This window comes from Mycobacterium sp. NGS64 (assembly GCF_059812245.1).
On the sequence record NZ_JCALCI010000002.1, the window covers coordinates 590255 to 610646 of the forward strand.

At 68.4% G+C, this 20392-nt stretch carries 19 protein-coding genes and 1 pseudogene; 8 read left to right on the top strand and 12 right to left on the bottom strand.

Annotated features, from left to right (window positions below; translation table 11 throughout):
* Nucleotides 1–18: 18 nt before the first annotated feature.
* The 3 genes from AC5Y4S_RS11115 to pruA form a co-directional block, all read right to left on the bottom strand.
* A complete protein-coding gene (locus AC5Y4S_RS11115) occupies nt 19–228 on the bottom strand; it encodes a hypothetical protein (protein ID WP_500032630.1) in 210 nt (69 codons plus the stop codon).
* A gap of 85 nt (nt 229–313) precedes the next feature.
* Complete coding sequence (locus tag AC5Y4S_RS11120; RefSeq protein WP_500032631.1) at nt 314–1273, bottom strand: proline dehydrogenase family protein; 960 nt, start codon at nt 1271–1273, stop codon at nt 314–316.
* Entirely contained in the window at nt 1273–2904 is a 1632-nt protein-coding gene (pruA, locus tag AC5Y4S_RS11125; RefSeq protein WP_500032632.1) for an L-glutamate gamma-semialdehyde dehydrogenase, read from the bottom strand. Before pruA ends, AC5Y4S_RS11120 begins: the two co-directional genes overlap by 1 nt.
* Before the next feature lie 84 nt (nt 2905–2988).
* On the opposite strand from pruA, the gene AC5Y4S_RS11130 reads away from it, so the two are divergent.
* Nucleotides 2989–4569 carry a PucR family transcriptional regulator gene (locus AC5Y4S_RS11130; protein ID WP_500032633.1) on the top strand — a complete coding sequence of 527 codons (1581 nt, stop codon included), beginning with the start codon at nt 2989–2991 and terminating at the stop codon, nt 4567–4569.
* A 55-nt stretch (nt 4570–4624) separates the two neighbouring features.
* Here the strand turns inward: AC5Y4S_RS11130 and AC5Y4S_RS11135 are convergent, their stop codons facing one another.
* Nucleotides 4625–5941 carry an adenylate/guanylate cyclase domain-containing protein gene (locus tag AC5Y4S_RS11135; protein ID WP_500032634.1) on the bottom strand — a complete coding sequence of 439 codons (1317 nt, stop codon included), beginning with the start codon at nt 5939–5941 and terminating at the stop codon, nt 4625–4627.
* Nucleotides 5942–6125: 184 nt separating this feature from the next.
* Here AC5Y4S_RS11135 and AC5Y4S_RS11140 point away from each other — a divergent pair, with 184 nt between their 5' ends.
* Entirely contained in the window at nt 6126–6269 is a 144-nt protein-coding gene (locus AC5Y4S_RS11140; RefSeq protein WP_500032635.1) for a hypothetical protein, read from the top strand.
* A gap of 19 nt (nt 6270–6288) precedes the next feature.
* Here the strand turns inward: AC5Y4S_RS11140 and AC5Y4S_RS11145 are convergent.
* The 3 genes and pseudogenes from AC5Y4S_RS11145 to AC5Y4S_RS11155 form a co-directional block, all read right to left on the bottom strand.
* Nucleotides 6289–6396: pseudogene (locus AC5Y4S_RS11145) on the bottom strand (SHOCT domain-containing protein); the annotation flags it as partial.
* A gap of 678 nt (nt 6397–7074) precedes the next feature.
* Complete coding sequence (locus tag AC5Y4S_RS11150) at nt 7075–7389, bottom strand: hypothetical protein (protein WP_500032636.1); 315 nt, start codon at nt 7387–7389, stop codon at nt 7075–7077.
* Between the two features lie 130 nt (nt 7390–7519).
* Nucleotides 7520–8107: a hypothetical protein gene (locus AC5Y4S_RS11155; RefSeq protein WP_500032637.1), complete on the bottom strand. Its 588-nt coding sequence runs from the start codon at nt 8105–8107 to the stop codon at nt 7520–7522.
* 51 nt (nt 8108–8158) lie between these two features.
* Here AC5Y4S_RS11155 and stf0 point away from each other — a divergent pair, with 51 nt between their 5' ends.
* From stf0 to AC5Y4S_RS11175, 4 genes are all read left to right on the top strand, one after another.
* Nucleotides 8159–8962 carry a trehalose 2-sulfotransferase gene (gene stf0, locus AC5Y4S_RS11160; RefSeq protein WP_500032638.1) on the top strand — a complete coding sequence of 268 codons (804 nt, stop codon included), beginning with the start codon at nt 8159–8161 and terminating at the stop codon, nt 8960–8962.
* Between the two features lie 117 nt (nt 8963–9079).
* Nucleotides 9080–9217, top strand: a complete 138-nt coding sequence (locus AC5Y4S_RS11165; protein WP_500033330.1) for a hypothetical protein — start codon at nt 9080–9082, stop codon at nt 9215–9217.
* Between the two features lie 4 nt (nt 9218–9221).
* A complete protein-coding gene (locus AC5Y4S_RS11170) occupies nt 9222–10349 on the top strand; it encodes a YeiH family protein (protein WP_500032639.1) in 1128 nt (375 codons plus the stop codon).
* A 29-nt stretch (nt 10350–10378) separates the two neighbouring features.
* Nucleotides 10379–11023, top strand: coding sequence for a GAP family protein (locus tag AC5Y4S_RS11175; RefSeq protein WP_500032640.1), 645 nt, complete (start codon nt 10379–10381; stop codon nt 11021–11023).
* 69 nt (nt 11024–11092) lie between these two features.
* On the opposite strand, the gene AC5Y4S_RS11180 is transcribed toward AC5Y4S_RS11175, so the two are convergent.
* The 3 genes from AC5Y4S_RS11180 to fdxA are packed head-to-tail and all read right to left on the bottom strand — an operon-like array spanning nt 11093 to nt 14896.
* Nucleotides 11093–13438, bottom strand: a complete 2346-nt coding sequence (locus AC5Y4S_RS11180) for an APC family permease (protein ID WP_500032641.1) — start codon at nt 13436–13438, stop codon at nt 11093–11095.
* Nucleotides 13439–13475: 37 nt separating this feature from the next.
* The gene (dapC, locus tag AC5Y4S_RS11185) at nt 13476–14561 is read right to left on the bottom strand and encodes a succinyldiaminopimelate transaminase (RefSeq protein ID WP_500032642.1); all 1086 of its coding nucleotides are present in this window, start codon (nt 14559–14561) and stop codon (nt 13476–13478) included.
* A gap of 8 nt (nt 14562–14569) precedes the next feature.
* On the bottom strand, nt 14570–14896 hold the full coding sequence (gene fdxA / locus AC5Y4S_RS11190; protein ID WP_068132416.1) for a ferredoxin: 327 nt from the start codon (nt 14894–14896) through the stop codon (nt 14570–14572).
* Between the two features lie 372 nt (nt 14897–15268).
* Here fdxA and AC5Y4S_RS11195 point away from each other — a divergent pair, with 372 nt between their 5' ends.
* The gene (locus AC5Y4S_RS11195) at nt 15269–15601 is read left to right on the top strand and encodes a hemophore-related protein (RefSeq protein WP_067151130.1); all 333 of its coding nucleotides are present in this window, start codon (nt 15269–15271) and stop codon (nt 15599–15601) included.
* A gap of 13 nt (nt 15602–15614) precedes the next feature.
* On the opposite strand, the gene AC5Y4S_RS11200 is transcribed toward AC5Y4S_RS11195, so the two are convergent.
* A complete protein-coding gene (locus tag AC5Y4S_RS11200; protein WP_500032643.1) occupies nt 15615–16382 on the bottom strand; it encodes a maleylpyruvate isomerase N-terminal domain-containing protein in 768 nt (255 codons plus the stop codon).
* A 108-nt stretch (nt 16383–16490) separates the two neighbouring features.
* On the bottom strand, nt 16491–19067 hold the full coding sequence (locus AC5Y4S_RS11205) for a bifunctional FO biosynthesis protein CofGH (RefSeq protein ID WP_500033295.1): 2577 nt from the start codon (nt 19065–19067) through the stop codon (nt 16491–16493).
* Nucleotides 19068–19301: 234 nt separating this feature from the next.
* Here AC5Y4S_RS11205 and AC5Y4S_RS11210 point away from each other — a divergent pair, with 234 nt between their 5' ends.
* The gene (locus AC5Y4S_RS11210; RefSeq protein ID WP_500032645.1) at nt 19302–20390 is read left to right on the top strand and encodes a PE family protein; all 1089 of its coding nucleotides are present in this window, start codon (nt 19302–19304) and stop codon (nt 20388–20390) included.
* Nucleotides 20391–20392 lie beyond the last annotated feature (2 nt).

A 20392-nucleotide genomic window follows, 5' to 3' on the forward strand; every position in this document is an offset into this window, starting at 1 on the left:
GCCCGGCGCAGCCGATTACTAGCCCGCGCCCGGCACCGGAATCGGAAAGTCCAAGGGCGGGGACCACGGCGGCGCCTCGGGCGACGACGGGGGCGTGGGCGGCGGACCCGAGGGTTGCCCGGGCGGTGGCGGCGGGTCGGCGTACGCCGCGCCGGCGCCGACGGCGGATGCGCCCACCACCAGCGCCGCGGCGACGGTGAAACCGGCCAACAGCTGCTTCATACGCATGGCCCGAATCTATCTGCGTGTGCTCCAAGGGCGGCGCGGACGCGATCTTTTCACCTTGCGTTCACGCCCAACGCCCTCAGTGCACTCAATGAGTCAGCGCCCGCAGGAAGAACGTCAGGTTGGCCGGCCGCTCGGCGAGCCGCCGCAGGAAGTATCCGTACCACTGGGTGCCGAACGGCACGTACACCCGCACGCGGTTGCCCGCGTCGGCCAACCGTCGCTGCTCGCCGTCGCGGATGCCGTACAGCATCTGGTATTCGAGATCCCCGGCGCCGCGCCCGGATTCGGCTGCCATGGCGGGCACCACGGAAATGATGGCCGGATCGTGCGTCGCAACCATCGGATAGCCCGACCCCGCCATCAGCACCCGAAGGCACCGCAGGTACGAGTCGGCGACGTCGGCGTCGTCCCGGTAGGCCACCGACGCCGGCTCGTCGTAGGCGCCCTTGCACAAGCGGATCCGGGCCCCGGACGCGGCGAATTCCTCGCAGTCGCCCAGCGTGCGCCGCAGGTAGGCCTGCAAAACCGTGCCCAGCCAAGGGAAATCGACGCGCAAGTCGCGCACGATCGTCAGCGTCGAATCGGTCGTGGTGTGGTCCTCGGCGTCCACCGTCACCCAGACGCCCGCACGCTGCGCGGCCGAGCAGATGGACCAGGCGTTCTCCCGCGCGATCTTCTCGCCGTCGCGCTCCAGCGACTGGCCCAGCGCCGACAGTTTCAGCGACACTTCCAGCGGCCGGCCGCCGTCGTCACCCAACTCGCCGGACCGGCCCAGCGCCTCGATCAAATCCAGGTAGGTCTGCGTCGCCGCATCGGCGTCGTCGACATCGGTGACGTCCTCGCCGAGGTAGTCGACGCTGACCCAGCGGCCCGAATCACGAAGCCCAGCAACGCTATTGAGCGCGGACTCGATCGTCTCCCCCGGCACGAACCGGCGCACCACCCGGCGGGTGACCGGCAACCGCTCGGCGGCCCGGCGCAACCCCTCGCGCCGCCGGGCCGCCATGATGGCCGGGCGCACGGTGCGGGCGAACAGCCCGCCCATCAGTCGGCCGCCATGTGCGGATAGGTGTGGTCGGTGGCCGGGACGAACGTCTCCTTGATGGTGCGGGCCGACGTCCAGCGCAACAGGTTCAGCACCGATCCGGCCTTGTCGTTGGTGCCCGAGCCGCGCGAGCCGCCGAACGGCTGGCGCCCGACCACCGCCCCGGTCGGCTTGTCGTTGACATAGAAGTTCCCGGCGGCGAACCGCAGCCGCTCCTGCGCGGCCAGCACCGCGGCCCGGTCGTCGGCGATGACCGCGCCGGTCAACGCGTACCGCGAACCGGTGTCGATGACGTCGAGGATTCGTTCGTACTGGTCGTCGGGATAGACGTGCACCGACAGCAGCGGGCCGAAGTACTCGGTCGCGAACGACTCGTCGGTCGGGTCGTCGGACAGCAGCACGGTCGGCCGCACGAAATAGCCGACGGCGTCGTCGTATTCGCCGCCCACCGCGATGGTCATCCCGGGTGCGCCCTTCGCCCGCTCGATGGCGTCGACGTTCTTGATGAAGGCGCGCCGGTCGATCAGGGCGCCGCCGTAATTGGTCAGGTCGGTGATGTCGCCGTAGCGCAGCGCGGCCGTCTTGCCCAGGAAGTCGTCGCCCATGCGCTGCCACACCGAATGTGCGACGAACGCCCGCGACGCCGCCGAGCATTTCTGCCCCTGGTAGTCGAAGGCCCCGCGAATCAGTGCCGTGCACAACACATCTGGGCGCGCCGAGGCGTGCGCGACGACGAAGTCCTTGCCGCCCGTCTCCCCGACCAGCCTCGGATAGCTGCGGTAGCGGCCGATGTTCGCGCCCACCCGCTGCCACAGCTGTTGGAAGGTTGCCGTCGACCCGGTGAAGTGGATGCCGGCCAGCCGCGGATCGTCCAGGGCCACGTCGGAAACCGCGAACCCGTCGCCGGTCACCAGGTTGATCACGCCGGGCGGCAGGCCCGCGGCCTCCAGCAATTGCATGGTCAGATACGCCGACAGCGTCTGGGTGATGGACGGCTTCCAGACGACGGTGTTGCCCATCAGCGCGGGCGCGGTCGGCAGGTTGCCGGCGATCGAGGTGAAGTTGAACGGCGTGATCGCGTAGACGAAGCCGTCCAACGGGCGGTATTCGCTGCGGTTCCACTCGCCGGGTCCGCTGATCGGCTGCTGCGCCAGGATCTGCCGGGCGAACGCCACGTTGAACCGCCAGAAGTCGACCTGTTCGCACGGCGAGTCGATCTCGGCCTGGTAGGCGGACTTGGACTGGCCGAGCATCGTCGCGGCCGCGATCTTTTCCCGCCACGGCCCGGCCAGCAGGTCGGCGGCCCGCAGGAACACCGCCGCCCGCTCGTCGAAGGGCATCGCCGCCCAGGCGTCCTTGGCGGCCATCGCGGCCTCGATGGCGGCCGTCGCGTCGGCGTGCCCGGCGTTGGTCAGGGTGCCCAGCGTCGCGGCGTGCCGGTGCGGCTGGACGACGTCGATCCGCTCGCCGTCGCCCATCCGGTGGTTGCCGGCGATGACGTGCGGCAGGTCGATCGGGTTGTCGGCGAGCGCGCTGAGCTCGGTGAGCAGGCGCACGCGTTCGGGGGATTTCGGGGCGTAGTCGTGGACCGGCTCGTTGGCCGGCAGCGGAACCTGGGTGATCGCGTCCATGCCGCTAAGGGTCCCCCGCGCGGGGCACGGTCCTGTTAGCCGATTGGACAGGAAATGGTCCATTGGGTAGTAAAATCGGACAACATGCAAACGACGCGGGTCGGCCTGGGCCAGCTGCTGCTCGCGCTGGACGCGACGCTGGTCAGCCTGGTGGACGCCCCCCGCGGGCTCGACCTGCCGGTGGGATCGGCGGCGCTGATCGATTCCGACGACGTGCGGCTGGGCCTGGCGGCGGCGGCCGGCTCGGCCGACGTCTTCTTCCTGCTCGGGGTCCGCGACGACGAGGCGCTGCGATGGCTCGACCAACAAGCGCGCGCGCCGATCGCCATCTTCGCCAAGGAACCGGCGCCCGCCCTGGTGGCGAAGGCGGTCGCGGCTGGGTCGGCGGTCGTGGCCGTCGAACCGCGGGCGCGCTGGGAACGGCTCTACCAATTGGTCAACCACGTCCTGGAACACCACGGCGACCGCGGCGACCCGGTCGACGACTCGGGCACCGACCTGTTCGGCTTGGCGCAGTCGCTGGCCGACCGCATCCACGGCATGGTCTCCATCGAAAACGCCCAGTCGCACGTGCTCGCCTATTCGGCCTCCAACGACGAGGCCGACGAGCTGCGCCGCCTGTCCATCCTCGGGCGCGCCGGCCCGCCCGAGCATCTGGAGTGGATCGGCCAGTGGGGGATCTTCGACGCCTTGCGGTCCAGCGGCGACGTGGTGCGCGTCGCCGAGCGCCCGGAGTTGGGCCTGCGCCCGCGGCTGGCCATCGGGATCCATCAGCCACCGGCCGGTGCGCGCCGGCCGCCGACGTTCGCCGGCGCCATCTGGGTGCAGCAGGGCTCGCAGCCGCTGGCCGATGACGCCGACGAGATGTTGCGCGGGGCAGCGGTTTTGGCCGCCCGGATCATGGCCCGGCTGGCCGCGCGGCCGTCGACCCACGCGCGACGGGTGCAGCAACTCCTCGGCCTCACCGACGACGAGCCCGCCGACGTGCCCGCGATCGCCCGCGAACTCGACCTCGCCGCCGACGGCGCCGCCGCGCTCATCGGCTGGGACACCCAGGCCCGGCATCCGCGGCTGGCCGATGTCCTGGCGTTGAGCGCCAGCGCTTTTCGCCGCGACGCTCAGGTCGCCGCGCGCGGCTCGCGCATCTATGTGCTGCTGCCGCAGACCGCGCCCACCCGGTCGGTCACCTCGTGGGTGCGCGGCACGATCGGCGCGCTGCGCACCGAACTCGGCGTCGAGCTGCGGGCGGCCATCGCCGCGCCGGTCGCCGCCCTGACCGGGGTCGCCGCGGCGCGCTCGGAGGTGGACCGCGTGCTCGACAGCGCCGAGCGACACCCGGTTCTGGGACAGGTGACGACGCTGGCCGAGGCGCGGACCACCGTCCTGCTCGACGAGATCGTCACGTTGGTCGGCGCCGACAAGCGCCTGGTCGATCCCCGAATCCGCGACCTGCGGGAGCAGGATCCGGTGCTGGCCGAGACGCTGCGGGCCTACCTGGACAGTTTCGGCGACGTCGGCGCGGCCGCGTCCGCGCTGCGGGTGCATCCCAACACCGTCCGCTACCGGGTGCGGCGGATCGAGAAGCTGCTCGGCACCTCGCTTTCCGATCCCGAAGCGCGGCTGCTGTTTTCGCTGGGGCTGCGGGTGACCGAACGCCCGGCGTAGTTACCCACGGTTGGCAGTCTGTCCACAATTGGGCTTCTCCCCCAGGGGGCCGCCGCTAAGAGGAAGCGACGGCGAACAGACGCCACTCACCCGGCACACCCTTGAGTTCATGCGCGCCGCGCTCCACGAAGTCCAGACCCGACCCGATCACCAGGTCGCGCACCGTACTGGAGACCAGCACCTCGTTCGGCCCTGCCAGGGCGCTGACCCGCGCACCGAGGTGCACGGCGATACCGCCGATGTCATCGCCTCGGACTTCGCACTCGCCGGTGTGGAGCCCGGCGCGTACCTGGATGCCGAGCGATTGCACCGCATCGCGAATGGCCATGGCGCAGCGGATGGCTCGCTGTGGGCCGTCGAACGTCGCGAGGAAGCCGTCGCCCGACGTATTCACCTCCCGGCCCCGAAAGCGGGCAAGTTGGGACCGCACGATGGCATCGTGGGCATCAAGCAACGCGCGCCAATCACGGTCACCGATCTCCGCCGCCCGGCGCGTCGAGTCCACGATATCGGTGAACAAAACCGTGGCAAGTATCCGATCGTCAGCTACCTCTGCCTGGTCCCCGGTGACGAACTCGGCGATCACCTGAAACGAGTCGCGCCACGGTTCGACATAGTGGTACATGTTGCTACCCGGCAGTTCGACGTATTTCGCGCCTGCGATGTGATCGGCGATGTACTTGCGAGTGTGCCCCCACGTGGCGTGCAATACGTGGTCGGTGTGCTGCATGACGAGGGTCGGCACCCGGATCGTCGGAAGAACCGCTCGCACATTCAAGTCCGTGAGCAACGGCAACATCGTCTTAACCATCGCGGGGCTCCCGGAGAAGCGTTCGAACCGAGCCCAAGATGCCCGGACCTCCTCGTTCCATGGCATATCCGGATTCAAAAAGTGCTCAAGATTGCCTGTGCCCCAGAGGGATGCCATCTCAGCGACGGACTCGCGGGCGCGTTCGACAGTTGTTGTATCCGCGTAGCCTTCCAAAACAATCAACGCGGTCGTGCGCGAAGGATGTGTTGCCGCGAACAGTGCCCCGGGGGCAAACGCGCTAAAAGCCAAACACAGGATTACCGCCTCGTTGCTGCCGAGATCGTCCAACACCGCGGTGATGCTATCCGCCCATTGCTCCAAGGTGGGCATAGCGCCGGGCGTGACAGGATCGGACAGCCCGCTTCCCGGGTGGTCAAAGAAAATCAGGCGACCTAGCGAGGCCATCGCCTCATACCAGCCTTGAGCCGACGGCATCTCGGGAAGGACCTCGCAGCAGTTCAACCAGGACGGGACTAACACGATGTCGCGTGGGCCTTCACGCGATGTGCGATAGGCGACGCGGAGGTCCCCGTTCATCGCGTAGCGCGTCTCCGAGAACATTGCCGAAGTCTAAGCCGAGGAACGCGTCGATTACCCGAAGTCAGGCCGCTGGGCTAATCGCCAACTCGTCGACGGAACCGTGGTGTGGACTTCGCCGAGCGGACGCAAATACAAAACCTATCCCCGCAGTCGGCTGCTGTTTCCGCCGCTGTGTCTGCCGACCGGCGAATTACCCACTGCCCCAATGGCATTCCCACCGCTGGGCGACGGCATCATGATGCCCACCCGCCGTCGCACCCGCGAGCAAGACCGCAACCGCCGCATCGACGCCGAACGCGCCCTCAACGCCGACCGCGTCGCCGAACGCAACAAGCCCCCGCCCTTCTAGGGATTGACCGGCGAGCGCTTCATATCTCGTTGATGATCTGCTCGCGCTTCGCGGCGTACTCGGCCTCCGAGATCACCCCCGTGGCGCGCAGTGTTTCCAGCTCTTGCAGGCGCTGGGCGATCGACCGCCGTGGCGACGTGGCAGCGGGTGGGCTCATTCCCGGCGCGATCCCAAGCTGTTCCGAAATGCGCTGCAGGACGACGTCCTTCCCTTCGGTCAGGGCCGCCAAGCCCAACTGCGTGGCGCTCCAGTGGCGGGTTCCACCATGGTCAATCCATGTTTGGCAGACCAGTCCGGCACGCTCCAAGACCTGCACAACCTCCAACACGCTCACAAACGGGGGAAGCGCGGGATTATGAAAACACCAGGAGGAGAGCAGGCTTTGATTGATGCCCCCACCGGCGTCGGGGCTGAGGAGGCCGAGCGTGGGCCACTTTGGTCCTTCTGGGCCGAATGCTCGCATCACCTCTGCGGCCTGCTCGGCCAACTGGCGGTCCAACTCGCCGATGCGTTTCTCAGGGCCGTACCGGTCCATGAGGAAATGGTCCCACCCGGCAAGCCGCAGCGGTAGGGCGTCGCCGTCACTCGCCGATGCCACGCCCGTGTGGAAAACAATTTCGCCGGCCGGCGATCCGCGAGCGTCAACTGGTGATGGCGCGTATACAGAGCATGGTTGGGTCAACCCTCAGGATGAAGGTTTTCGATGACTGAGGAGATGTCCGCCGCACCAGCTAGCATCGACCCGCGCTGCGAGGGGAGAAGCTAAGCGATCCCATTGCGCGGCGGGATTGTTCGCTTGGAATTCCTATTGCCAGTCGACCGGCAGATCGCCCGCATGGTTGGGGCAGACGTCAATGGTGGCGGCCTTGAGGACGTGCGCCGCATCCAGTGGCGGCATCTCCTTGGACAGCACCACGAAGGCGTACTGCCCCGCATACGAGGAATACCCCTGGATCATCGCGTCGGCGTGATCGTCCATCAGCGCACACGCTTCCCGCTCGCGGTTGGTGTCGGCGTGTGCGATGCCGGTGCCGAACCAGGCGGCCAGGCCGACGGCCGCGACGGTGGTGATGGCCCGGGTGGCGCTCCGGCCGGTGCCACAGAATTGGCGTGTGTGCAATTTCTTAGGGGACATGTCGAGTTTTACCCGGGCGCCCCAGAAATTAAACGAAATAAACGCGCCGAATTTCGAAATCTATTTGTCGCGACCGACAATTATTACATTAAAAGACAGGCGTCGAATAACTCCGTCAGCCCAATTGATACGACTCGCGGGACACCCGGAAAAAATGCCCGGTCCCGGCGTCGGTGCACGTCACCCCGTCGGGCTGGCTGCTGCACGTGATCGCACCGAGTGATCTCGACTGGCCCAAGGCGAGCGCCGGCCACGACCCCGCCCCCGAACCGAGCGCCGAGTACGTGCACGTGACGTAGGGAGCCTGGCCCTGGTCGAGCCGAAAATCGCGACCCAGATCCGATCCGGGCGGACACGGCCCCCCATTCTTGTCCCGGCCCACGCCCGGCGGGACCGGGTAGGTGTGGTCGCCGATCTGGCATGTGGCAATCGGCAGCGGAGCGTCCTCGCCGTTGAGAATGCATCGAATGTTTCCCGACGCGGACGCGAACTGCTGGTAATTGTCGTCGGCGTGCGCGCTCGCCGCGCCGAAAAGCAATAGGGCTGGGGCGGCGACGGCAACCGCCGCGGAGATCGTGTTCATTCGGTGCTCCTTTCCCGCGATGATCGGGCGCGGCATGAACAGGCCGAAAGGCAAGTTTTCCACGCCGGTAATCATCGCATCCGGCACCGCCCGCCGCGCCACAATAGTTATCTTCACCATGAAGACAATTCCATGTCTTGCAGCGGGTTTCGATCCGGATAGGCTTCTTTGGTGACAGAAAAGCCGTCGTCATATTTGGTGCTGGCTTCCCAGCGCAGCGGCAGCACGCTGCTGGTCGAATCGCTGCGCGCGACCGGCGTCGCCGGCGAGCCGCAGGAGTTCTTCCAATACCTGCAAACCACCAGCCAGGCCCCGCAACCGCGGGAGTGGTTCGCCGATGTGGACGACGCATCGATCCTGAGCCTGCTCGATCCGCTCGACGAGGGTAAGCCGGACCTCGCGCCGGCCGAGGTCTGGCGCGACTACATCCGCACCGTCGGGCGAACCCCGAACGGCGTGTGGGGCGGCAAGCTGATGTGGAACCAGACACCGCTGCTGTTGAGCCGCGCCAAAGACCTCCCCGAGCGGTCGGGCGACGGCCTGCGGGCCGCGATCCGCGATGTCATCGGCGAAGAACCGCTGCTCATCCACGTGCACCGACCCGACGTGATCTCCCAAGCCGTGTCGTTCTGGCGCGCGGTGCAGACGCGGGTGTGGCGGGGCAGGCCCGATCCGGCGCGCGACGCGCGCGCCGTCTACCACGCCGGGGCGATCGCGCACGTAGTCCGCATGTTGCGTGCTCAGGAGGAGGGCTGGCGGACCTGGTTCGTCGAGGAAGACGTCAACCGCATCGAAGTTCCATATCCGGTGTTGTGGCGCAACCTGACTCAGGTGGTGGGAACCATCCTCGAGGAACTGGGCCTCGACCCGCGACTGGCGCCGCAGCCGGTGCTCGAGCGCCAAGCCGACCAACGCTCCGACGAGTGGGTGGAGCGCTACCGCGCGGATGCCGAGCGAGACGGGCTACCGACATGACAGCGAAAAACGCGGGCACAGCCCTTGCGCCGCCGCCGGTTTCGACCGGGCCGTCGAGCTAAATTCAGCGCGAGCCAATCGCTTGGTCGCCGGCGCCGGCCGGACAACGATGTCATCGTGAGTGAACAGGATGCGAAGCCGCTCGGTTGGCGCGAGCGGCTCGGCTCGGTGTCGGTGGACTGGTGGGCGACCTTGCTCGCCGGCGTGATCACCGCGTTGGCGGTGGCCAACGTGCTGCCGAAGATTCCGTGGTGATCGCGTGAGCACCACCCAGGTCCAATCCCCAGAATACGAAGACGCGCTCGACGAGCCCGCCTTCACCAGCCGGCGACCGCTGGATTACGTGCCGGGCATCCTGCTGCTCATCGGCGTGGGCCTGCTCGGCAAGTACGCGCAGATCTGGTGGAACGCGCTGGCCAAGCACGAACACTGGCGCGTCCCCGACATCGAATACGTGTTGTGGGCCATCGTGATTGGCCTGCTGATCACCAACACCGTCGGTCTTCATCGGATATTTCGCCCCGGCGTGCAGACCTACGAGTTCTGGCTCAAGGTCGGCATCGTCGTGCTGGGGGCCCGGTTCGTGCTCGGCGACATCGCCAAGCTGGGCGGGCTGAGCCTGCTCCAGATCCTGGTCGACATGGCGGTCGCGGGGACCATCATCATCGTCGCCGCCCGCGCATTCGGGTTGTCCGGAAAGCTCGGCTCCCTGCTGGCGATCGGCACCTCGATTTGCGGGGTGTCGGCGATCATCGCCGCCAAGGGCGCGATCCGGGCCCGCAACTCCGACGTCGGCTACGCGATCGCGGCGATCCTGGCGCTGGGCGCGGTGGCGCTGTTCGTGCTGCCGCCGCTGGGACATTCGATCGGCCTGACCGATCGCGAATTCGGCATCTGGGCGGGGCTGGCGGTGGACAACACCGCCGAGACCACCGCCACGGGTTATCTGTTCTCCGACCACGCCGGCAAAATCGCCGTGCTGGTCAAGTCGACCCGCAACGCGCTGATCGGATTCGTCGTCCTGGGCTTCGCGCTGTATTGGGCCGCGCGCGGGCAGGCCGACGAGATCGCCCCCGGCTTCAAGGCCAAGGCCGTGTTCGTCTGGAAGAAGTTCCCGAAGTTCGTGCTGGGTTTCTTGGCCGTCTCGGCAATCGCCACCGCGCACTGGCTGACCAAGGGGCAAACCGCCAACCTGGCCAACGTGTCGAAATGGGCCTTCCTGCTCACGTTCGCCGGGGTCGGGCTCAACACCGACATCCGGCAGATCGCCCGCACCGGGTGGCGCCCGCTGGTCGTCGCGGTCATCGGGCTCACCGTCGTCGCGACGGTGTCGCTCGGCATCGTCCTGCTCACCTCCCGCGTCTTGCATTGGGGCGTAACGGCCTAGCGGATACCCGGGCGGTAACCTGGCCCGCAATGTGGATCACCATTTTGGTGATGGCCGTCGCCGTCAGCCTCGAACCCTTCCGGGTCGGCATGACGGTGCTGATGTTGAACCGGCCCCGGCCGATCCTGCAGCTGTTGGCGTTCCTCTGCGGCGGCTTCGCGATGGGCATGAGCGTGGGCCTGGTCGTGCTGTTCGTCTTGCGGCGCAGGCTGCTGTGGTCGACATACCTCACGCTGCCGAGGGTGCAGATCTGCATCGGCGTGCTGGCGCTGTTGGCCGCGGGCGCCGTGGTCCTGACCCGCAACAGGGTCACCGTTCCGGAAACGGTGGCGACGCGCGCGCAGCGGCTGGTGACCGGGCGATCGCTGTGGGTGGCGGGCGCGGCCGGCCTCGGAATCGCGCTGCCGTCGGTCGACTATCTGGCCGCGCTGGCCGTCATCCTCGCGTCGGGTGCGGCGGCCGCCACGCAGGTCGGCGCGCTGCTGATGTTCAACGCCGTGGCCTTCGCCCTGGTGGAGATTCCTCTGGTGGTCTACCTGTTGGCGCCCCAAGCGACCCGCGACTCGATGGCGGCGCTGCACACCTGGATCCGGTCGCGCCGCCGCATCGAGGTCACCGCCCTGCTGGCCGCCGTCGGGTGCATCCTGCTGGCGGTCGGGCTCACGGGATTGTGACGGCCGCCAACGCGTCGGCCCGGCGCAACGCGTACGTCTCGGCCGAAACCAGCAGAGCCGCCAGTCGTTTCACGACCCGGCTGCCTTCGCGGGGTCCTCGATGATGTGATACGCGGGGTCGACCATCGCCATCGGTTGGGTGCCGCTCTGCCGGGGCTTGCCGGTGATCCGCAGCAGCTGACCGGGCTGGATGTCGGCGCCGCCGCGCCCGTGCCGGAATGTCACGCAGATCTCGCCGCTGTTGTCGCCGACGACGACGCGCCGGACGGTGTGCCTGCGTTCGTTGACGTCCTCGACTTCGTTGACCCGCCCCTCAAAGGTGGCGCGCTGCCCCGGAATCAAGCCCCCGACGGTGATCACCGACGCCGACCGATCGGGGTGTTCGTAGGCTTCGACTTCCTGTTCCTCGTCCCTCGAGACCCACGCCTCGATCTTATCGAGCTCGCGGGAGATTCGTTGCTCGAACCCGTCGGGGTAGGCCTCCTTGATGCGGGAGTCGACGTCGTAGGGAACGATCGTCGCCGCGGCGTCCGGGATCAGGCTGACCGCCCGGGCCACCTTGTCGGCGGTGCGGTCGTGCAGCAGGCGCCCCAACAGCGGGGCATAGGTCCGGCGCGGCAGCAGCACGGTGACGTTGGTGTTCCGGTGTTCGTCGCGCGCCTTGGCGACCAGCACCTGCGCGGCGCGCGTGACCCGGCGGTCCGGGCAGTCGACCACCCGCAGCGGGGTGTCGAGATCGAAGTCGTCCCAACGCTTTCGCAACGCCTTCGCGTGGGCGTCGTCCACCATGAAGTGCACCGCGACCAATTCGTCGGCGCGCAGCCCCCTGCCATAGCGCAGCGCCTCGATGACCGCGAGGTCGAGGGAGTTCACGAACACGAACACCTTGTGCCGGGCATACTTGACCAATTCGGGGCGGTCGGTGCGGAACATCTCGAGGATGGCCGCCTCGGCGCGGTACTCCCGGTTCAGCCGCATCAGCACGAACACCAGCACCGGAAAGACCACGACCACCAGCCACGCGCCCTCGGTGAACTTCGCCACCGCGAAGATGCCCACCACGATGGTCGACAGGATGGCCGAGGACAGGTTGATCGCGAGCCGGCGCCGCCACCCCGGTTCCCGTTGGGTGAGATGGTGTTTGGTCATCCCATAGCCGGCCATCGAGAAGCCGGTGAACACGCCGATCGCGTAGAACGGGACGAGCGCCGTGACCGACCCGCCCGTCGCCAGCAGCAGCACGACCGACAGTCCGGTGAGCGCGATGATGCCGTTCGAAAACACCAGCCGGTGGCCGCGTTTCATCAGCTGGCGCGGCAGGAAGCGGTCTTCGGCGACGAAGCTCGCCAGGGCGGGGAACCCGTTGAAACTGGTGTTGGCGCCGGTGAACAGGATGGCCGCGGTCGACGCCTGGACCATGATGTAGAGGACGTTGCCAATCGTGCCTTTGCCGAAAACCGCGCGGGCAACCTGCGACAGCACCGACGGATATCCGGCCTCGAACGGCGTTGCGTGGGTGACGAACGTCAGGTAGGCGACGCCGGCCAGCAAGAATCCGAGTATGCACGCCATGATGGTGAGCACCCGGCGGGCGTTGCGTCCCTGCGGTTTACGGAAGACGTTGACCGTGTTGGAGATCGCCTCGACCCCCGTCAGCGACGAACCGCCGTTGGCGAACGCGCGCAGCAATACCAGCACCGTCGCGCCCATCACCAGCCCGTCCCCCTGATGAACCGGCACCGCCCCCGCGATGTGCTGGGCGTCGTAAGTCGGTAAACCCCAGAATATTTCGCGGATGACGCCGACCACGATCGTCAGCGTGATCATGCTGACGAACAGGTATGTCGGGGCCGCGAATTGCACGCCGGCCTCCCGCAATCCGCGCAGGTTCAAATAGCAGATGACCAGCACCACGCCGACGGTGATCGCCAGGCTGTAGGGGCCCAGCGCCGGTATGGCCGACGCCACCGCGACCGTCCCCGCCGCCGCCTGCACCGCCACGGTGACCACATAGTCGATCAACAGCGCCGCGGCGGCGACCTGCGCCACCTTGGGTCCGAAATTCTCGCGCGCCACGATATAGGAACCGCCCGCCCGCGTGTAGGCCATGACGACCTGCCGGTACGACGCGGCCACCAACACCAGGATCACCAAAATCGCGGCGTTGATCGGCAGCAGCAAGGCGAAGGCCGCCAGCCCGGCGTTGGGCAGCAGCTCGATCAGGATCTGTTCGGTGCCGTAGGCGGTGGACGAGATCGCATCCGGGGAAAGCGCGCCGAGCGCAATCCCGTTGGACAACTTCTCCGTGGACAGACTCTCGGTGATCAGCGGCTTCCCGAGAAACACGCGCTTGGCGATGTCCCCGACCGACGTCGGGATCGGGACCTTGCTCGTCGAAGTTGTCACGACCTGCATTCTGCCGCCCGGCCGGTCCGCGCGGCGGGCGGACGGGCTAAGTCAGCCGCGAGACCGCCGCGGCGATGCGCTCGTCGGTGGCGGTCAACGCGACCCGCACGTGCCGGGCACCGCCCGGGCCGTAGAAGTCGCCGGGCGCCACCAGGATGCCGAGGGAGGCGAGCCGCGAGACGCTGTCCCGGCACGGCTCGCCGCAGGTGGCCCAGAGATAGAGGCCGGCCTCGGAATGGTCGACGGCGAAACCGGCCGAGCGCAGCGCGGGCAACAGGGCGGCGCGCCGCCGTTCGTACCGCTCGCGCTGCACCCGCTCGTGGTCGTCGTCGTCGAGCGCGGCAACCATGGCGGCCTGCACCGGCGTCGGCACGATCATCCCGGCGTGTTTGCGCACGGCGAGCAGCTCGCCGACCAGCGCCGGGTCCCCCGCGACCAGGCCGGCCCGATAACCGGCCAGCGACGAGCTCTTCGACAGCGAGTGGATCGCGAGCAGCCCGGTATGGTCGCCGTCGCACACCGAGGGATGCAGCACCGACAGCGGTTCGGCCTCCCAGCCCAGGCCCAGGTAGCACTCGTCGGAGGCGACGATCACCCCCCGCTCGCGCGCCCATCCGACGACCTTGCGCAGGTGGTCGACGCCCAGCACCCGCCCAGTCGGGTTGCTCGGCGAGTTCAGGTAGAACAGCGCCGGGGATTGCGGGCCCACCTGGGTCAGCGAGTCGGCGCGTAGCACCGGGGCCCCGGCCAGCCGCGCGCCCACGTCATACGTCGGGTAGGCCAGCTCCGGCACCACGATCAGGGCCTCGCGGCCCAGGCCCAGCAGCGTCGGCAGCCAGGCGATGAGTTCCTTGCTGCCGATCACCGGCAGCACGGCCGCCTCGGTCAGCCCTGTGATCCCGAAACGGCGGGCCAGCGCGGCGACCGCCGATTCGCGCAGTCGCGCCGTGCCGGCGGTGGCGGGGTACCCGGGGGCCGAGCTGGCGGCCGCCAGCGCCTCCCGGATCAGCGGCGCAACCGGGTCTACCGGGGTGCCGACGGACAGGTCGACGATTCCGTCCGGATGCGCCGCGGCCCGCGCCTTCGCGTCGGCCAGCGTGTCCCAGGGAAACTCCGGCAGGGACGCCGACACCGTTCCGCTCAGTCGCCCTCGCCCTGGGGTGGCAGGTCCTTGACGACCTGCGGGTCGTTCTCGGTCAGGCCGACCTTCGCGGCGCCACCCGGCGACCCCAGCTCAGCAAAGAAGTCGGCGTTGATCTGTGTGTACTGGCTCCACTGCTCCGGCACGTCGTCTTCGTAATAGATCGCTTCGACGGGGCAGACCGGCTCACAGGCGCCACAGTCAACGCACTCATCGGGGTGGATGTACAGCATCCGGGCACCCTCATAGATGCAGTCGACCGGGCACTCCTCGATGCATGCCTTGTCCTTGATGTCGACGCAGGGTTCGGCGATCGTGTACGTCACAGACATCTCCTCCATGTACTGCGTGTGGGCTGCGGTTCGGCTCGCCGCGGCGCTCCGGCCACGTCAGCGCAAGCGTTCGGTTACTGATACTAGACGTTGCACATACACGTCAACCACTCGGCACCCCGGCGGTTCGCTGACGTGTCGGGGCCGGGCCGGGTGCGGCGGCCCCTGCGGGATTTCACCGAGGGCGAACACCCACGTATAACGCCCTGACCTGCGCATAGTTACGATTAGAACTTCCTGTGCGATAACGCTTGCGATAGAAGATTGCTCACGGGGCCTGGTAGCCTCGACCGCAGACGGCAACCGTTGGGCAATGTCGTCGCCGTTTATCGACGGTGCATTGAAATGGGGAAGGTCCACAAAATGGTGAAGCTGTCGTTGACCAAACTGGCCGCTGTTGCTGGGGGTGTTGCTTTTGCGTTGACCGCCGGCTCCGGGATCGCATCCGCCGATCCGCTGGATCCGGTCATCAACACGACGTGCAACTACGGGCAGGTGATGGCCGCGCTGAACGCGACGGATCCGGCTGCTGCGGCGCAGTTGACCGCGTCGCCGATCGCGGTGAGTTACTTGAACCAGTTCCTGGCCTCGCCGCCGCCGAAGCGCCTGCAGATGGCCCACCAGATCCAGGCCATGCCGCAGGCCGCCCCGTACTTCAACGACGTTTTGTCGGTTGCCGGCAGCTGCAACAACTACTGAGCGCGCCAGCGCGTCAGTAGCCGCTGAGCAGTCGGCGCACCTGGCCCAGTAGTTCGGGCCCGACGTCGCTGCAAATCCGCGAGGGGTTTCCGGGTCGCCGACCCCAGAGCAGCAAAACCCTTGCGGCGGAGTCGGTTTCGAGAGTGGCCGGGCCTTCGGGCCCGGCCATTCCGATTGAGGTCTTTTCGGCGTCGGCGGTGAGCACCACGTCGTCGCTGCCGAAGACCCGCAACCGCGCCTCGATTCGCTCGCCCGGTTGCAGCGTCTTGGCGCCCTTGGCGAGCAGCGGGCGTCCCACCGCGACGACGCTGTGCGTCGTCATCCAGGGCTCGGCAAGCTGGGCGGCGAACCCGGTGTCGCCGTCGCCCGTGATGTCCCAGCCGTGCAGGACGAGTTCCTCGCGCATGTGCTCGGCGAACCAGGGCACCTTCATGGTGCGCCCGGTCCAGGCGACGTCCGTGTCGGCGGGAACGCTCTCGGCGGCGGCCGCGACCTCGTTCAGCGTGGCCATCCGGTCGTGCAGCGCGTCCCAGAGATCCGCGTCGTTCATGGCGCGCAGGGGGGCCTCCCGTTCCTCGAAGCCGCGGGTGCCGACGGGTTCGCCCTCGAGGTGGGCTCCCAGCACCCGGGCGAGCTCCTCGGCGTTTCCGGCCTGATGGATGACGATGTCGCGCACGGTCCACGCTTCGCACCAGGTGCCGGCGTCGGGTCGGCGCTGCTGCACCGCGTCTAGGAAGGGCTGCCACTCCGGGAATCGGTCTTGATCGATGTGTCGCTTCACGGCCTCCGGTATACCCGCGGCGACCGACACGTAGTCGTTGGCGAGCGCGCGCAAAATGCCGCCCTTCCCGGCGTGTCGCCGTACAAACGCGCGCCCTCGCGGCAGGACCTATGCGGCGAGCGGGGCGTACGTGGTGGTGCGCTGGCGCGCCGGGCGGCCGATGCCCTCGGCGATCGCGGCCAGCTCCGCCGCGGTCTTCGACGACCCGTGTTCGGACCCGGCCATCCGCGAGATGGTCTCCTCCATCAGCGTCCCGCCCAGGTCGTTGGCGCCGCCGTTGAGCATCACCCGCGTGCGTTCGACCCCGAGCTTGACCCAGCTGGTCTGAATGTGGGAAATGCGGCCGTGCAACATGATTCGCGCCAGCGCGTGCACCGCCCGGTTGTCCCGGTGGCTGGGGCCCGGCCGCGCCGCGCCGGCCAGGTACAGCGGCGAGTTCTGGTGCACGAACGGCAACGGGACGAACTCGGTGAAACCGCCGGTGCGGTCCTGGATGTCCCGCAGCACGTTGAGGTGGCCCACCCAGTGCCGCGGGGTGTCGACGTGGCCGTACATCATCGTCGACGACGATCGCAGGCCCACCTCGTGCGCGGTGCTGACGATCTCGATCCACAACGAGGTGGGCAGCTTGCCCTTGGTGAGCACCCAGCGCACCTCGTCGTCCAGGATCTCCGCGGCGGTGCCGGGGATGGTGTCCAGGCCGGCCTCGCGCAGGCTGATCAGCCACTCGCGAATGCTCAACCCGCTTTTGGTCACACCGTTGGCGATCTCCATCGGCGAGAAGGCGTGCACGTGCATCGAGGGCACCCGGGCCTTGACGGCGCGCACCAGGTCGGCGTACCCGGTCACCGGCAGTTCGGGGTCGATCCCGCCCTGCATGCACACCTCGGTGGCACCCTCGACGTGCGCCTCCCAGGCGCGGTCGGCCACCTCCTCGGTGGACAGCGAATAGGCGTCGGCGTCGCCCTTGCGCTGGGCGAACGCGCAGAAGCGGCAGCCCGTGTAGCAGATGTTGGTGAAGTTGATGTTGCGGTTCACCACAAAGGTCACGTCGTCGCCGACGGCGTCGCGGCGCAGCGAATCGGCCAGCGCGGCAACCGCTTCCAGCGCCGGGCCCTCGGCGGTCGCCAGCGCGAGATACTCGTCGTCGGTGCACCCCGCGGGGTCGCGTTCGGCCGAGCGCAGTGCGGCGAGCACGTCGGTGTCTAGGCGTTCTGGCGCTTTGGCGCCCTGCGCCGCCAGCTCGTGCACGTGCGCGCGGATCGATTCCCAATCGCCGAACGCGCTGTCGAGGTCGCTGCGGGCCGCGGTGTTGCGGCCTTCGGTGTCGATCGCCGCATTGAGGTCGACCCGGCCGGCGGACTCCACGTCGTCGGGCTCCTGCCAGGGCATGCCCACCGGGTTGACGTCGCGGGCCAGGCCGGTCGCCGGGTCGGCCAGCGCAAGAACGTGTCCGCGCACCCGCGGGTCGATCCACGCCGCGCCGGCCTGGACGTACTTGGGTTGCGCGGTCAGCCGCTGCACCAGGTCATACCCGCCCTCGGCTGTGACCGCGGCCAGCTCGTCCAAGGCGGGCCAGGGACGTTCGGGATTGACATGGTCGGGCGTCAGCGGCGAGACGCCGCCCCAGTCGTCGACCCCGGCGCGGATCAGCGCCAGGCACTCCTCGCGCGACACCAGGTTGGGCGGCGCCTGGATGCGCATGCCCGGACCGAGCACCAGCCGCGCGACCGCCACCGTCGCCAGGTAGTCCTCGATCCCGGCGTCGGGGAACGCCGCCATCGCGGTGTGCTCCTTGGCCCGGAAGTTCTGCACGATCACTTCCTGAACGTGCCCGAACTCCTTGTGCGACTTGCGAATCGCGTGCAGGGTGTCTGCGCGTTCGGCCAGCGTTTCGCCGATGCCGACCAGCAGCCCGGTGGTGAACGGAATGGACAACCGCCCGGCGTCGGTCAGGGTGCGCAGCCGAACTGCCGGGTCCTTGTCCGGGCTGCCGTAGTGCGCAAGCCCTTTCGTCTCGAAGAGCCGCCGCGACGTCGTCTCGAGCATCATGCCCATCGACGGCGCCACCGGCTTGAGGCGCGACAACTCCGACCAGCTCATCACGCCGGGGTTCAGGTGCGGCAGCAGCCCGGTTTCCTCGAGGACCCGGATCGCCATCGCCCGCACGTAGGACAGCGTCGAGTCGTAGCCGCGTTGGGCGAGCCACTCACGCGCCTCCGGCCACCGGTCCTCCGGCCGGTCGCCGAGGGTGAATAGCGCTTCCTTGCAACCGAGTTCGGCCCCGCGACGGGCGAGGTCGAGTATCTCGTCGGGCTCCAGGTACATGCCGGCGCCCCGCGCGCGCAGCTTGCCCGGGACGGTGACGAACGTGCAGTAGTGGCAGCTGTCGCGGCACAGGTGGGTGACGGGGACGAACACCTTGCGCGAATAGCTGATCGGCAGCCGGCCGCCCGGCCCGCGCCGCCCCGCCGACTCGAGGCCCGCGTCGCGCACGCGAGCCGCGCTCGCGCACAGATCGGCGAGGTCGTCGCCGCGCGCGGTCATGGCGACGGCCGCCTCCTCGACGTTGAGCGCGACCCCGTCCCTGGCTCGCCGCAAAACGCGCCGCAGTGCCGACGCGCTGGCCTTCGGCGGAACGACGGGGCTAGGCAGCGCGGTGGGCGCCGGAGGCTCCGGTGTCAGTGGCACGTTGGTGTAACTTCCCCACGCTCGAATTTCATCCGCTCGGCCCAACCTGTGCAGCTCTGGGGCGGCGGTGCCATATGCGCAACAGTAGCGCCAGGCTCCCGCCAGCCTGCGGTCGACATCCCGGCGTCGCGGCCCCCGCGCGGGGCTCCCTTACTTAAGTGTTTGACGAACTTGCCCGCCGGCCAGCGGCGATCGAGATAGCATCCGTCGTATCCCGGGAGGTACCGAATGTCGTTCCTATTCGCCACCCCGGAGGCGCTGGCGGCAGCGGCTTCGGACTTGGCTGGCATTGGTTCGACCATCAACAGCGCCAGCGCAGCGGCGGCGGCCCCGACATCCGCGGTCGCGGCCTCGGCGGCCGATGCCGTGTCGGCCCAGGTCGCGGCGTTCCTATCCGAGCACGGGCTCGGATATCAGCAGTTCAGCGCGCAGATCGCGCAGTTTCACGAGCAATTTGTCCAGACCCTGAGCTCCGGCGCGAACGCGTTCGCGGCGGCTGAGTCCGGTGCCGCGCAGAACCTCGCCGGTGCGGTGAACGCGCCCGCCGCGGCGCTGCCCGGCGCCGCGCAGAGCCTCGCCAGCGCGGTGAACGCGCCCGCCGCGTCCCTGCTTGGCGGCGGTGGCGGCGGCGTCGCGGGCGTCGTCGGCGGCGCCGTGGCCAATGCGGTGAACCGCGTGGAGAGCGTCGTGGCCGGCTCCAACTTCCTGGGCAGCGCCGGACTGGTGGGCGGGGGCGGTGTCGCCGGCATGGTCGGCGGCGGCCTGTCCGCCGCGGTGAACCAGGTCGAGAGCGTGGTGGCCGGCTCCAATTTCCTGGGCGGCGCCGGCCTGCTGGGCTCCGGTTTACCGGGTGGGCTTTCGGCGCTCGCCGGTGAAGCCGGCGCGCTGTTGCCGACCGGCGGCATCCGCGCCCTCACCGCGGCCAGCGCGCTCGTCACACCGGCCGCCATGACCAACGCCGCGGTCGTGCCGGCGGCGTCCGGGTCGATCGGTGACGCCATCAAGGCCGGGTACCTACTCGCCGAGCCGTATGTGCAGTACGGTTTCGACCTCGCCGCGTACGCGGTCGGTTACCTGCCCTACGTCGGCTGGCTGGCCCCCCAGATCTATTTCTTCTACGACCTTTTCGAGCCCATGGTGCAGGCCGGCCTGTTCAACACCATCGACTGGCTGCAAGGCAGCATCAACTTCGCGCAAGGGCTGGCCAACTTCTGGGATGCCACCACGGCGTCGATCAACCAGTTCATCAACACCGAGATCTACTGGGCGCTCAGCTTCCTCCCGCCGCTGCCGCCGTTGCCGCCGTTTTTCCCGTAACC

Coding starts and splice junctions, on each gene's coding strand:
- AC5Y4S_RS11175 (WP_500032640.1), top strand. CDS start 10,379: ATGTGGATCACCATTTTGGTGATGGCCGTCGCCGTCAGCCTCGAACCC.
- AC5Y4S_RS11120 (WP_500032631.1), bottom strand. CDS start 1,273: ATGGGCGGGCTGTTCGCCCGCACCGTGCGCCCGGCCATCATGGCGGCC.
- AC5Y4S_RS11130 (WP_500032633.1), top strand. CDS start 2,989: ATGCAAACGACGCGGGTCGGCCTGGGCCAGCTGCTGCTCGCGCTGGAC.
- AC5Y4S_RS11180 (WP_500032641.1), bottom strand. CDS start 13,438: ATGCAGGTCGTGACAACTTCGACGAGCAAGGTCCCGATCCCGACGTCG.
- AC5Y4S_RS11140 (WP_500032635.1), top strand. CDS start 6,126: ATGGCATTCCCACCGCTGGGCGACGGCATCATGATGCCCACCCGCCGT.
- AC5Y4S_RS11210 (WP_500032645.1), top strand. CDS start 19,302: ATGTCGTTCCTATTCGCCACCCCGGAGGCGCTGGCGGCAGCGGCTTCG.
- AC5Y4S_RS11155 (WP_500032637.1), bottom strand. CDS start 8,107: ATGGTGAAGATAACTATTGTGGCGCGGCGGGCGGTGCCGGATGCGATG.
- AC5Y4S_RS11115 (WP_500032630.1), bottom strand. CDS start 228: ATGCGTATGAAGCAGCTGTTGGCCGGTTTCACCGTCGCCGCGGCGCTG.
- AC5Y4S_RS11135 (WP_500032634.1), bottom strand. CDS start 5,941: ATGTTCTCGGAGACGCGCTACGCGATGAACGGGGACCTCCGCGTCGCC.
- pruA (WP_500032632.1), bottom strand. CDS start 2,904: ATGGACGCGATCACCCAGGTTCCGCTGCCGGCCAACGAGCCGGTCCAC.